The following is a 13,604-nucleotide window of genomic DNA, read 5'->3' as shown; positions in this document are numbered from 1 at the left end:
GGTGCAAGGTGAATCCATGAGCGATGTACAGACTGCACAACCCGATACCGTGCGGACCGAAAAAGTGAATCTGCTGGGCCTGTCTGTCGACAAGCTCACGGACTACTTTGCCGGTCTGGGCGAGAAGCGATTCCGCGCAGTACAGGTATTGAAGTGGATCCACCAGAATGGCGTGGACGATTTCGAGCAGATGACCAATGTCAGCAAGGCCATGCGCGCCAAGCTGTCTGAGATCGCCGAAATTAGCGCCCCGAAAGTCCTGAAACAAATGGACTCGGCCGACGGTACCCGCAAGTGGCTGATCGAAGTCAGTGGCGGCAATGTGATCGAGACGGTCTATATCCCCGATGGCGACCGCGGCACCCTGTGCGTGTCCTCCCAGGTGGGGTGTTCACTGGACTGCAGTTTCTGCGCTACCGGCAAGCAGGGCTTCAACCGCGACCTGACCGCCGCCGAGATCATCGGCCAGGTGTGGATCGCGTGTAAGTCCTTCGGGCAGTTACAGCCCAATGGCCCGCGCAAAGTCACCAATGTGGTGATGATGGGTATGGGTGAGCCCCTGCTCAACTTCGACAATGTGGTCGATGCCATGAACCTGATGATGGAAGACAACGCCTACGGCATCTCCAAGCGTCGGGTGACCCTGAGCACTTCCGGTGTGGTTCCGGCCCTCGACCGCCTGGCCCAGGTAACCGACGTGAGCCTGGCGATCTCCCTGCACGCGCCCAATGACGAGCTGCGCAATGAACTGGTGCCGATCAACAAGAAGTACCCCATTGCCATGCTGCTCGACAGCGCCAAGCGCTATATCGAGAATATGCCGGACAATCATCGCAAGATGACCATCGAGTACACCATGATCCGGGAAGTGAACGACCGCCCGGAGCATGCCGAGCAGCTGGCAGAGTTGCTGCGCGATGTGCCGGTCAAGATAAATCTGATACCCTTCAACCCGTTTGAGCTGTCCGATTATCAACGGGTCAGCAACAACGCATTGCGACGTTTTCAACAGATTTTGTTGGACAAAGGCTATACCGTAACCGTGCGTACCACCCGGGGCGATGATATCGCTGCGGCCTGTGGTCAGCTGGCTGGCCAGGTGAACGACCGCACCCGCCGTTCTGAGCGTTACCGCAACGCCGAGCGCCCGGTAAAGATCGTCAACCAGGCTTGACTCATACCAGGACTTCCCTGGGCATCGCCGAATGGATGCGGCGTGCGGATCGCTGTACGCACCCGATAACTACAAGGTGAGGCTCGTGTTAGCAAGAATTTCCAATCCGGTCGCGATTGCCGGGTTACTCGTTTCCCTGATTTTGGGGGGCTGCGTAACCACTGGCCCCGGTGGCAAGCAGGTTGATCTCGACAAGGCGCGTGAAACCCACGTTCAGCTTGGGCTGCGCTACCTCCAGAGCGGTGGCGACAACCGTGAAATGGCCCGCCACCACTTCCAGCAAGCGTTGAGCCTGGGCAAAAAAGACCCCCAGGCCCACCATGGCCTGGCGCTGCTGTACCAGGCCGATGGCGAGCTTGCGGTGGCGGAATCCCATTTCAAGAAAGCCCTGCGCTACGACCGCGATTTCTCGATGGCACGTGTGAACTACGGGGCATTTCTGTACCAGCAGGAGCGCTACCTGGACGCCAAAGAGCAGTTCCTTGAGGCTTCCGAGGACCTCGCTTACAACCGGCGCTCCTATGCCCTGGCCAACCTCGGCCGCGCCGAGCTGAAACTGCACGAGCTGGATGGTGCCGAGCAGGCCTTCAAAAAGGCGCTGGCGCTGAGCTCGGATCTGCCCATTGCATTGCTTGAGTTGGCGGAGCTGAAGTTTGAAAAGCAGGAGTACACCCAGGCCAAGCAATACCTGGATCGCTTCAGCGAGAAGAACCGGCAGGTTCCACAGTCCCTATGGTTGGGGATTCGCATTGAAAAAGTCTTTGGCAATCGGGACAAGGAAAGGAGTTATGCCCTGGCGCTGAAAAATCTCTTTCCCTATTCAGAAGAAACGCTGAAATACCAGCAGATGATGGCCGAAAATGAGCAGCAGTAACCAGAACACAGAACAATCTGAAGCCACCGCGGTGCAAGACCAGGCCGCTTCCGTCGGAGCCCTTCTTCTAGAGGCTCGTCAAAAGGCGGGTCTTACCAGTGCTGAATTGGCTGGTCGCCTGTGTATGACCCCCGACAAGCTCGAGGCGCTGGAGCGCGACGAGTTTGACCGTTTTCCCGGTGCCACCTACGTACGCGGTTATATCCGCAATATCTGCAAAGAGCTGGGGGCTGACGAAGCTCCGGCGCTCGCGGCTTATGCCAAGCAGGTTCCCGCAGATTCCACCCCGCGCGTACCGCAGATGCCCAAGGGCTCGGTCGTGGGGGGAAGCACTGGCTCCAGTAGTGGCGCGGCGTTTCGTCCGCTGTTGCTGCTGGTTGTCGCTGCGGCGGTTGGAGGCTACTGGTGGTTCCAAGGTAATGGCGGCCAGCACCTGGCGCAGGTGGAGCGGGTCACGGATCCGCAGCAGCTGCCTGCCGGCACCGAAACAGCTGCAGAGCCGGTTGAGGATCAATTGAGCGGGCAAATGTTTGCTGCATCCGCTGCGGACGTATCTGAGTCCGAGGTGGCCGAGGATTTCGAGCCGCAAACCGATGCCGAACTGGGCGAGTTTGCGAGCAGTGCGATTGAAAGCGCAGATCTGGAATCCGCGGCGGAAGCGGTGGAAACGGTATCAGAGGCTCCGGCACAGCCGGTGGTTGAGCCTGTTCAGGTCGCACAGGAGCCCGCACAGGTAGCTGCAGAGCCGGAAGTGCCGGCGCAGACGGCGGTGTCCCAACCGCGGAATGAGCCCGAGCCGATAGTGGAGCCCCAGGCACCCGCTGAATCCGCTTCTGGCGCCGCACTCGCGCTCACTTTCAGCGAGGAGTCCTGGGTGGAGGTCACCGATGCGACAGGCAGCAAGATTCTCGCCAGACTGCAACCGGCGGGCTCCACCGTTGAGGTCAGCGGCGAGGCGCCGTTCAGCCTGATGCTGGGCAATGCTGCAGCCACCACCGTCAGCTATGCGGGGGAGGAGGTGGAAAGCGCCCCTCTGGGCAACCGGCGTACCCGCAAGCTTGTCGTGGGCGGCTGATTCTTCCGGTTGCTGGACTTCTTCGATGGGCGCAGCCTCTGTAGGTTTGCGCCCAATCTATCTATAATCCCCCCCAATTTTGGTCATCTCATTTCCCCGCTGAAAAGCCAACGCAGGTGCTGTTTATGCAATTCGAGTCACCCATAGTTCGCCGCGTATCGCGTCAGATCATGGTGGGCAATGTGCCGGTCGGTGGTGGTGCACCCATTTCGGTGCAGAGTATGACCAATACCGAGACTTGCGACGTCGCCGCTACTGTGGATCAGATCCAGCGGCTCGAGCGCGCCGGCGCCGATATCGTGCGGGTATCCGTTCCCTCCATGGATGCCGCCGAGGCCTTCGGTGAAATCAAGAAGCAGGTCAATGTACCGCTGGTGGCGGACATCCACTTCGACTACCGCATCGCCCTGCGGGTTGCCGACCTGGGGGTGGACTGCCTGCGGATCAATCCGGGCAATATTGGTCGCGAGAAACGTATTCGCGCGGTGGTCGACAAGGCGCGGGACCTGAACATCCCGATCCGGATCGGGGTAAATGCCGGCTCCCTGGAAAAGGACCTGCAAAAGAAATACGGCGAGCCCACCCCGGACGCCCTGGTGGAGTCGGCCCTGCGCCACGTGGATATCCTGGACAGCCTCAATTTCCAGGACTTCAAGGTCAGTGTTAAGGCCTCCGATATCTTTATGGCGACCGCCGCTTACCGCAAACTCGCTACCCAGATCGAGCAGCCGCTGCACCTGGGTATCACCGAAGCCGGTGGCCTGCGTGCCGGCACCGTGAAATCTGCTATCGGCCTCGGCGCGCTGCTGCTGGATGGCATCGGCGATACCCTGCGGGTCTCTCTGGCCGCCGACCCGGTGGAAGAAGTGAAAGTGGGCTGGGACCTGCTGAAGAGCCTGCGCCTGCGCACCAAGGGCATCAACTTTATCGCCTGCCCCAGCTGTTCGCGCCAGAACTTCGATGTGGTGAAAACCATGAACGAGCTGGAAACCCGGCTTGAGGACATCACCACGCCGCTGGATGTGGCGGTGATCGGTTGCATCGTCAATGGCCCGGGTGAGGCCAAAGAGGCGGATATCGGCCTGGCGGGCGGAACCCCCAGCCATGCCATTTATGTGGACGGTCAACCGGACCGCAAGTTCAAGAATGACAATCTGGTGGATGATCTGGAAAAGCTGATCCGCGAGAAGGCCGATGCCAAGGCCCGCTCAGAAGCCAGCATCATCGCGAAAGAAACCGCAGAATAAGTCTCGCCGGCCGCTGCCGGCATGACCGTAAATTGGAAGTAAGGACCACTCTTGAAACAACTTCGCGCCATCCGCGGCATGAACGACCTGCTGCCCACCCAATCCCCGGTGTGGCAATACGTTGAAAGTACCCTGAGCGAACTCTTCGCCCGTTACGGTTACAGTGAAATCCGCACGCCGCTGCTGGAAGCCACTCAGCTGTTCGCGCGCGCAGTGGGCGAGGCCACCGACATCGTCGAAAAGGAAATGTACACCTTCGATGATAAGAGCGGTGACAGTGTGACCCTGCGCCCGGAGGGCACCGCAGGTACCGTGCGTGCGGCGGTTCAGAACAACCTGCTGATCCAGCCGCAGCGCCTGTGGTACTTCGGCCCCATGTTCCGCTACGAGCGCCCGCAGAAGGGCCGCTTGCGCCAGTTCCACCAGTTTGGTGTGGAGGTGTTCGGCATCGAAGGCCCGGATATCGACGCCGAAATGCTGATGATGACCGCACGCATCTGGAAGCAGCTCGGCATCGCCGATCACGTTTCCCTGCAGCTGAATTCTCTCGGCAACAGTGAGAGCCGCGCCGCCTACCGCGACGCACTGGTGGAGTACCTGTCGGCGCGCAAGGATCAGCTGGATGAAGACAGCCAGCGTCGCCTGGAACGCAACCCGCTGCGTATCCTCGACAGCAAAAACCCCGAGACTCAGGAACTGCTGACGGATGCGCCTTGTCTACTGGACTTCCTCGATGAGGAATCCCGTACGCACTTTGATCAGCTGCGCGCGTTCCTGGACGCGGCCGGCGTGGTCTATGAGGTAAATCCGCGCCTGGTGCGCGGGCTCGACTACTATGGCAAGACCGTTTTCGAATGGGTGACGGACAGCCTCGGTGCCCAGGGAACGGTGTGTGCCGGTGGCCGTTACGACGGCCTCGTCGAGCAGATGGGAGGCAAGTCCACCCCGGCGGTAGGCTTTGGGCTGGGCGTGGAGCGCCTGGTGCTCTTGCTGGAAACCCTGGAGGCGCTGCCCGACACCCTGAATCAGCAGGTAGACGCCTATCTGGTTGCCGTAGGTGATGTACAATCCGCAGCCCTGGCCGCGGCAGAGCAACTGCGCAGCGACCTGCCCTGGTTGCGGTTGCAGACCCACTGTGGGGGTGGCAGCTTCAAGAGCCAGATGAAGAAGGCCGACAAGAGCAATGCGGATTTCGCGTTGATTATCGGCGAAGACGAAGCGGCGGCGGGGCAGGTGACAGTCAAGTCCCTGCGCGCAGACACCGAGCAGCAGACCGTGGCTCTGGCAGAGTTGCCGAAAATTCTACAGGCGTGAGGCGCAAAGCGCCCACTGGCGATCAACAGATCGCCCTTCAAGACCGAATTAAGTATTGGATTTAAAAATAAGGCGAATAAGAAATGGCTGACCATTTGACCGAAGAAGAACAGATTGAATCGCTCAAACGCTGGTGGAAAGAAAACGGCACCGGCATCGTCACCGGCGTCGTACTGGCGCTGGCCGGTTACTTTGGCTGGCAGTGGTGGCAGGGCAAGGAGCGCGGTGAAGCGGAAGCGGCCTCCAACGTCTACCAGGGTTTTGTTGAAGCGCTATCCGCTAATGAAGGCAAGCCGGACAACAAGCAGCTGACCACCGCACAGTCGCTGGCCCGTGAGCTGAAAGACGACTACGCGAAACGTATTTACGCTGCGCAGGCGTCGCTGCAACTCGCGGCACTGGCCGCGGAGAAAAACGACCTGGAAACGGCTGCCAAAGAATTGCAGTGGGTGGTCGATAACAGCGATGACGACGCGCTCACGCTGCTGGCCAAACGTCGCCTGGCGGCGGTCAAGGCCGCTCGCGGTGAAACTAACGAAGCGCTTGAGCTGCTGAAAGGTGACGTTCCGCCATCGTTTGCCGCGCTCTACGCAGAAACCCGTGGCGATATTCTGGTGCAGCAGGGCGACAAAGACGCTGCCCGCGCCGCCTACCAGGAAGCCCGCGCGCAGTTGCTGCCTGAGCAGGCTGCCAGCTCGCGCCTGCTGGACCTGAAAATTGAAGGCCTTGGCGAAGCGCCGCAGGCCACCGACGAAAATGCGCAGGACGAAGCACCGGCTGAACAAGCTGACGATGCAAGCGAAGCGGACAAGGAGAGCAACGCGCAATGATAGCTACTCACAAGGCGCTTAACCGGATCGCAGCCGTGGCCCTGGCCGCGGTGATCAGTGCCTGTGCTTCCAACGATGAAAAGGAAGACACAGACCCCGTGGAGCTGATGGAAATCAGCGAGAGCGTCCAGCTGCGCGAAGTCTGGTCGCAGGGCATTGGCGACATCGACGCGCTGCGCTACGCCATGCTCAAGCCGGGCATTATCGACGGCAAGGTCATCGCGGCGAACAGCGATGGTGATGTTTTTGCTTTTGATCGCACCAGTGGCAAGCGCCAGTGGAAAGTGGATATCGACCAGTCCATCAGTGGCGGTGTTGGTGTAGGTCTGGGGATCGCTGTGGTAGCGGACTACCGAGGCCGTATTGTCGCCCTGAACCTGAATGACGGCAGCCAGCGCTGGACCACCCAGCTGAGCGGCGAAGTGGTTGCTACCCCGGCGGTAGGCTCCGGCATGGTTGTGGTGCAGACCGTCGACGGTAAACTGCTCGGCCTGGACGCCACTACCGGTGAGCAGCGCTGGCGTCACAACACCGTACTGCCGGTACTGACCCTGCGCGGCACCGCCAGCCCGGTGATTTCTGCCGGTATGGTGTTTGCCGGCCTGGATAACGGCAAGCTGATCGCACTGAATGCGGCCGATGGCCTCACCCGCTGGGAACAGCGCGTGGCCATTCCCCAGGGGACCGCGGAACTGGACCGGGTGGTTGATGTTGACGGCACCCCACTGGTGCGCGGTGAACTGGTATTTGCCGCCAGCTACCAGGGGCGCGCGGTTGCGTTGTCCCGGGATGATGGCCGCGGCCTCTGGGCTCGTGACGCCTCAACCAACCACGGTGTGACCGTGGGTGCGGGCCAGGTATTCTTGAGCGGCGCCGATGGTACTGTCCACGCCTACAATGTGGGTAATGGGCAAGTTCAATGGACCAACAGCGAACTGCTGCGCCGCCAGCTGAGCGGGCCGGCGTACTTCGGTGATGTGGTGGTGGTCGGCGATCTGGACGGATACCTGCATGCGCTGGATCCATCCACCGGTCGCATTGTGGGCCGCACCCGTATCGACCGCGATCCGGTGCGTATTCCGCTGCTGGCCGACGGCGACCTGCTGTTCGCTCTGTCTGACGACGGTGAGCTGGTGGCGCTGCGCCTCGAGCGATAAACGTCTGATTTTGGCGGGCTTTCGGGCCCGCCCTAGGAGCCTGCTTTGCAGGCAAACCTGAATCGCCCGCACTCCTGCGGGCGTTCGTATTTCTGGCAAAACTGTTTTGCCCCGAGTAGATCCGAATATGTTGCCTGTAATTGCCCTGGTAGGGCGCCCCAATGTGGGTAAATCCACCCTGTTTAATCGGCTTACCAAAAGCCGCGACGCCCTGGTGGCGAACTATGCCGGCCTCACCCGCGACCGCAAATACGGTGAAGCGGAGTTCGACGGCCACAAAATGATCCTGGTGGATACCGGCGGCATCAGTGGCGACGAAGAGGGCATCGATGCCGCCATGGCCCAGCAGTCCATGCAGGCCATTGAAGAGGCGGACTTTGTGCTGTTTCTGGTGGATTGCCGCGCAGGCCTGACCCCGGCGGATGACATGATCGCCGAGCGCCTGCGCACCCGCTCCAAACCCACTATCCTGGTGGCGAACAAGGTGGACGGGGTAAACCCGGACATCGCCCTGGCGCCGTTCTATGAACTCGGTATCGGCGAGCTTTTCCCTACCACGGCCACCCACGGCCGCGGCGTGCGCTCCCTGATGGAGCGCCTGGTCGAGGGGTTACCGGCGCCGGATGAAGAGGGCGCGGAGGAAGAAGCCACCGGTATCAAGATTGGCATCGTCGGACGCCCCAATGTGGGTAAATCCACCCTGGTGAACCGGTTGCTCGGCGAAGACCGCGTGGTGGTCTTCGACCAGCCCGGTACCACCCGCGACAGTGTGTACATCAACTATACCCGCGACGAAAAACCGTACACCATCATCGACACCGCGGGCATCCGCCGCCGCAAAAACGTCAAGGAATCGGTGGAGAAATTCTCCATCGTCAAAACCCTGCAGGCGGTGGAAGATGCCAACGTGGTGGTACTGGTGATCGACGCCAGCGAAGGCCTGGTGGATCAGGATCTGCACCTGATGGGCAGCGTCATCCAGGCGGGCCGCGCCCTGGTAGTGGCGCTGAACAAATGGGACGGACTCGACCCGGACCACCGCGACTTCGTCAAGACCGAACTGGAACGCCGCCTGCGCTTTGTGGATTTTGCGGATATCCACTTTATCTCCGCGCTCCACGGTACCGGCGTTGGCAACCTGTACAAGTCCATTGAAGACGCATATCAGTCTGCCACCGACAAGCTGTCCACCAACCACCTGACGCGCATCCTGCAGTGGGCGGTGAGTGAGCACCAGCCGCCGCTGGTAAATGGCCATCGCATCAAGCTGCGCTATGCGCATGCCGGTGGACAGAATCCTCCGGTCATCGTGATTCACGGCAACCAGACCGCACTGGTACCGAACCACTACACGCGTTACCTGGAAAAAACCTTCCGCAAGGCGCTGGACCTCCACGGAACCCCGGTGAAAATCGAATTCCGGACCGGTGACAACCCCTTCGCGGGCAAGAAAAATAAACTCAGCGACCGCCAGAAATCGAAGAAGCGCCGCCTGATGAAGTTTGTGAAGAAGAAAAAATAGACAGGCGATTGAATTCGGTTGAGCTCGGTTGAAATCGCCACGGGGCGCCGCAATACCCTCTAGGTAAGGGCAGAAAAATCTGCTGAAGGCTAGAATTGCGAACAACGAAAGTTGGATGCCAGGGCACAGGTAACTGTGCCACTACGGCACAAGCAGCAACAACAAGGACCGACGACCATGCTGAAACTGAACAACCCCGACCTGCTGCGCAAACAGTCCTATATCAACGGCCAGTGGGCAGACGCTGATTCCGGCAACACCCTCGACGTCGTCAATCCGGCCAATGGCGAGGTAGTCGCTACCATTGCCTCCTGTGGTGCGGATGAAACCCGCCGGGCCATCGAGGCGGCGAACGACGCCTGGCCCGCCTGGCGCGAGCTTACGGTGAAAGAGCGCGCCAAAATCCTGCGCGACTGGTACAACCTCATCATCGACAATGTCGATGACCTCGCGGCCATCCTCACGGCGGAGCAGGGTAAGCCGCTCACGGAAGCCAAAACCGAAATCACCTACGGCGCCAACTACCTGGAATGGTTCAGCGAGGAAGCCAAGCGCGCCTACGGCGACGTCATCGCCCCTCCCAGCAAAGACAAGCGCATCGTGGTGGTCAAGCAGCCCGTGGGTGTCACTGCCTCGATTACCCCGTGGAACTTCCCCAGTGCCATGATCGCGCGCAAGGTCGCCCCCGCACTCGCTGCTGGCTGTACCTTCATTGCCAAGCCCGCCTCGGAGACTCCGCTGTCCGCGCTGGCGCTGGCGGTACTGGCAGAGAAAGCCGGCGTCCCCAAAGGCGTGTTCAATGTCGTTGTGGGCAAAAGCTCGCGGGAAATCGGCGCCGAGATGACCGGCAACCCGCTGGTGCGCAAATTCACCTTTACCGGCTCCACCGCGGTGGGCAAGCAGCTGCTGGCCCAGTGCGCCGACACCATCAAGAAAACCTCCATGGAACTCGGCGGCAACGCGCCGTTTATCGTGTTCGACGATGCGGATCTCGATGAAGCGGTGAAAGGCGCAATCATCTGCAAATACCGCAACGCCGGCCAGACCTGCGTCTGCGCCAACCGCATTTTTGTGCAGGAAGGCGTGTACGAAGAGTTTGCCAAGAAATTCACCGCGGCTGTCAGCGCCCTGAAGATGGGCAATGGTGTGGAAGAGGGTGTGGAAGTCGGCCCCATGATCAACTCCGGTGCGGTTGAAGATGTGAAGGCCCTGGTGGACGACGCGGTCAGCAAGGGGGCGAAAAACCTCAACGACGGCGGCCCCAGCGACATGGGTGAGTGCTTCTATACCCCCACGGTACTGTCCGGCGTGGACGACACTATGCAGCTGTTCAAGGAGGAGATCTTCGGGCCCGTCGCACCGCTGTATACATTCTCCACGGAAGAAGAGGCCATCCGCATGGCCAACGACACCGAGTTTGGTCTCGCCTCTTATTTCTATTCCCGCGATATCGGCCGTATCTGGCGCGTGGCCGAGGGGCTGGAATACGGCATGGTCGGCATCAACGAAGGTATCATTTCCAACGAAATGGCTCCCTTCGGCGGTATCAAGGAGTCCGGTTCCGGCCGTGAAGGTTCCAAATACGGCATCGACGACTACCTGGAAATCAAATACCTGTGTATGGGCGGGATTTAGTATGGGTGGCATTTGAACGCGCAGTTAAACACGGGTTTGAACATAGTCCCCATTGCCACCACGCACTCCTGCTTCACTGAAAAATTCGGTATCCCGCGCCAGCCCCTGCTGGCGGATGCCAGCCGCGCGTCCCTTGAGCTGCTGCCGCCGTTCAACGATCCGGATGCGGTCGCCGGTCTCGAGCAGCACAGCCACCTCTGGCTTACCTGGCAGTTTCATCAGGTCGCCGGCCAGTGGTCACCCAAGGTGCGCCCGCCGCGCCTTGGCGGTAATAAAAAGCTCGGCGTATTCGCCACCCGCTCGCCGTTTCGTCCCAACAACATCGGTCTCTCCGTGGTGCGCCTGGTCGAAGTGCGCATCCAGCCGAAGGTAGAACTGATCGTCGCTGGCGCCGACCTCCTGGATGGCACACCCATCCTGGATATAAAACCCTATATTCCCTACGCCGACAGTATTGCCAGTGCCACCAGTGAACTGGCGGAGTCTGCACCGGAAGGGGCGAGCGTGCATCTGCCGGATGAGATTGTGCAGGTCGCACAGGGCTATCGCGATGACTGGGGAACAGACCTTGCTGCCCTGATCAGGCAGGTGCTTGCACAGGACCCCAAGCCCGCTTATCAGCAACCGGATCCGCAGCGGATTTACGGTATGGAGCTGTGCGGGTTCAATTTGCAGTGGCGCTATGCCGGTGACGAGATTCAGGTAGTGCGCCTGGCCCCATTGGCTGAAGGGCCGACGATAAAGGGAACAGAGGGAGCGGGGAAATGAAGATCGGTGGCGCGCTGTGGTCAGTGGCGAAGTTTGCGGTACTCGCAGCAATCGTTGTCACTGCCGTGTCCTGGTACCACAGCCGCAATATGCCCAAAGGCCAGGCCCCGGAGCTTGTCGCCCCGGACATCAACGGCCTGCCTGTCAGCTTGCAGAAGATGACGGAAAAAGGTCCGGTACTGATTTACTTCTGGGCTACCTGGTGCGGATACTGCCGCGTGGTTTCGCCGGCAGTCTCGAACCTGTCAGGTGATCACCAGGTCATCTCGATTGCCCTGCAATCGGGCACTCCGGAAGAAGTGGCCACTTACCAGCAAAAACACAATCTGAAGTTCCGCACCATCAACGACCCAGCGGGTGCACTCAGCGCCGGCTGGGGACTACAGGTAACCCCCTCGATTGCCATCGTGGACACGGAAGGTAATGTCAGCGCGGTAACGTCGGGAATGACGTCGGAATGGGGGTTGAAGGCGCGCTTGTGGTGGGCAGACTAACTTCTACCTTGGACTTCCGTACCCCAACTATTTTTGCCGGTATCTCCCGGCCTTTGATAACCTTCTGCAGCTATCGGTTTTACCGACATAAACTCTGAGGAAAACCCGTTCGCAGAAGGAATTTGCCATGGGACTGCCGCCAGCCGTTCATTCTCCCAATCAGCCATCCAATGCCCTGCAGGCCTGGGGCAGCCGCAGCTCCGGGCGTGCCATCTTTGCTAATGGCAGCCACCAACAGCTGCTGGACAACTTTCGTCAGCTGAGTTCCCGACAAAGTAGCGAAGGCTATCACGCACAAACCCTCATCAAAGCGGTAGAAAGCCTGCGCGGCCCTGCCAGCCCCGTCAACAGCATGCTCAAACCCAATCAACCCACCCGCCGCTTACTGGTGGCCGGGGGATTTGAGATTGAGTATGAGCTGAACAGTTACTATGGGGACTGCCAGACGGATGTGGAGATTGTGGATATTCGGCTGGCAGCGAAAGATGCCCGTGAGGAGCGGCGACCTGCGCTGTGGCGAGTCAAACATCGTTCCGGCGACCAGTGGATGCAGGACGGCGCGGATCCTATGCCGCAATTGGCGCCAACGCCAAAAATGGCAGGGAAAAAAGCGAGTCCGTTAAAAGTTGGGGTAAATGGTCACAGCAGTGACCTTCTTCATGCGGCTGCGACTCTGGGAGAACACATGGCTCGCGGTGAAGACGGGAAGAGAGCGAACCTTGAAAATACAGGGTTTCAACTTCTCTATGTACCTTCCGGGTCAAGTGCTTTGGTCAGTGAGTGGGTCCCGATAAAAAGCTTGGGTCTTAATGGCACAGACGAGCAACGGCAGGCCTCTCGGGTCTTGGCTCAGCACATGTATGAAGCCCACAAGAAGCAGTTGTATGTGGAATGGACAGCGCACAAGCACGGAGCCTGGGTTTTAACAGAAGCCATGCAGCAGCTGGAGCGTAAAAAGGTCAACCTGGAGGAGCGCCAGAAAATTTTTCTCAGCGATGCATCCGCCAGTCATGTAGTTGCTGATCGAGTGCGCCAGTCCATCAATATGGATACCAAAGACAACACCTGGCACAACACTGCACCGGGGCCGGCACAGGTAATTGGAGGTTTGCATTTTGGCGTCGCTCCACTGCTTTGTTTGGCTGATGAGCTGCGCCATCGTACTGAGAAAGACGAGTTACTGGGTAAAGGTGGAGACCTTTTGTGGCAGACCGGGACCAAAGGACTTTTTATCACTGGCGCTGCAACCGCGATGATCTCCACTGCAGGCATTCCCGGAAGCCTGGCGATTTTGGGGGCTAGTATCCTTATCGCTTCTCTACCGGGCGCCAGAGAGAGTTACTATAAAAACCCTGGTCATCAGTTCGGTGTTTGGCTGAATCGCTTTCGTAAACGCAGCTAAGTGGGTACCGCCATGTTTTTCGGCAATGAGAAAAATCCAAAAGGCCCAGCGTGGCGCAACCTGCAGCACGTGGAGAAGGATATTTCCGGTACCCAAATTCGACTGTCCGCGC

General features: G+C 59.6%; 12 protein-coding genes. All 12 read left to right on the top strand.

The window, feature by feature from the left end; translation table 11 throughout:
• The first annotated feature begins 16 nt into the window (after positions 1–16).
• Positions 17–1,174 (top strand): dual-specificity RNA methyltransferase RlmN, encoded by a 1,158-nt coding sequence (gene rlmN / locus GTQ55_RS12960; RefSeq protein ID WP_161859121.1) that lies wholly within the window; start codon positions 17–19, stop codon positions 1,172–1,174.
• 85 nt (positions 1,175–1,259) lie between these two features.
• Entirely contained in the window at positions 1,260–2,048 is a 789-nt protein-coding gene (gene pilW, locus GTQ55_RS12955; RefSeq protein ID WP_161859120.1) for a type IV pilus biogenesis/stability protein PilW, read from the top strand.
• Positions 2,035–3,123, top strand: coding sequence for a RodZ domain-containing protein (locus GTQ55_RS12950; RefSeq protein WP_161859119.1), 1,089 nt, complete (start codon positions 2,035–2,037; stop codon positions 3,121–3,123). The genes pilW and GTQ55_RS12950 overlap by 14 nt, the downstream gene beginning before the upstream one ends.
• A gap of 125 nt (positions 3,124–3,248) precedes the next feature.
• Entirely contained in the window at positions 3,249–4,370 is a 1,122-nt protein-coding gene (ispG, locus tag GTQ55_RS12945) for a flavodoxin-dependent (E)-4-hydroxy-3-methylbut-2-enyl-diphosphate synthase (RefSeq protein WP_161859118.1), read from the top strand.
• 51 nt (positions 4,371–4,421) lie between these two features.
• Positions 4,422–5,684, top strand: a complete 1,263-nt coding sequence (hisS, locus tag GTQ55_RS12940) for a histidine--tRNA ligase (protein WP_161859117.1) — start codon at positions 4,422–4,424, stop codon at positions 5,682–5,684.
• 83 nt (positions 5,685–5,767) lie between these two features.
• Positions 5,768–6,514 carry a YfgM family protein gene (locus GTQ55_RS12935; protein ID WP_161859116.1) on the top strand — a complete coding sequence of 249 codons (747 nt, stop codon included), beginning with the start codon at positions 5,768–5,770 and terminating at the stop codon, positions 6,512–6,514.
• Entirely contained in the window at positions 6,511–7,671 is a 1,161-nt protein-coding gene (bamB, locus tag GTQ55_RS12930; protein WP_161859115.1) for an outer membrane protein assembly factor BamB, read from the top strand. Before GTQ55_RS12935 ends, bamB begins: the two co-directional genes overlap by 4 nt.
• Positions 7,672–7,798: 127 nt before the next feature.
• Positions 7,799–9,193 (top strand): ribosome biogenesis GTPase Der, encoded by a 1,395-nt coding sequence (gene der / locus GTQ55_RS12925; RefSeq protein ID WP_161859114.1) that lies wholly within the window; start codon positions 7,799–7,801, stop codon positions 9,191–9,193.
• Positions 9,194–9,370: 177 nt separating this feature from the next.
• Positions 9,371–10,828: an NAD-dependent succinate-semialdehyde dehydrogenase gene (locus GTQ55_RS12920; RefSeq protein WP_161859113.1), complete on the top strand. Its 1,458-nt coding sequence runs from the start codon at positions 9,371–9,373 to the stop codon at positions 10,826–10,828.
• Positions 10,829–10,864: 36 nt separating this feature from the next.
• Positions 10,865–11,596: a tRNA (N6-threonylcarbamoyladenosine(37)-N6)-methyltransferase TrmO gene (tsaA, locus tag GTQ55_RS12915; protein ID WP_161859112.1), complete on the top strand. Its 732-nt coding sequence runs from the start codon at positions 10,865–10,867 to the stop codon at positions 11,594–11,596.
• Entirely contained in the window at positions 11,593–12,090 is a 498-nt protein-coding gene (locus tag GTQ55_RS12910; RefSeq protein WP_161859111.1) for a protein disulfide oxidoreductase, read from the top strand. The genes tsaA and GTQ55_RS12910 overlap by 4 nt, the downstream gene beginning before the upstream one ends.
• 127 nt (positions 12,091–12,217) lie before the next feature.
• On the top strand, positions 12,218–13,492 hold the full coding sequence (locus GTQ55_RS12905) for a hypothetical protein (RefSeq protein WP_161859110.1): 1,275 nt from the start codon (positions 12,218–12,220) through the stop codon (positions 13,490–13,492).
• Positions 13,493–13,604 lie beyond the last annotated feature (112 nt).

The sequence above is a fragment of the Microbulbifer hydrolyticus genome, assembly GCF_009931115.1.
Taxonomy (GTDB): Bacteria; Pseudomonadota; Gammaproteobacteria; order Pseudomonadales; family Cellvibrionaceae; genus Microbulbifer; species Microbulbifer hydrolyticus.
Note: the sequence above shows the minus strand (reverse complement) of the source record. Positions and strands in the feature narration are given on the sequence as shown.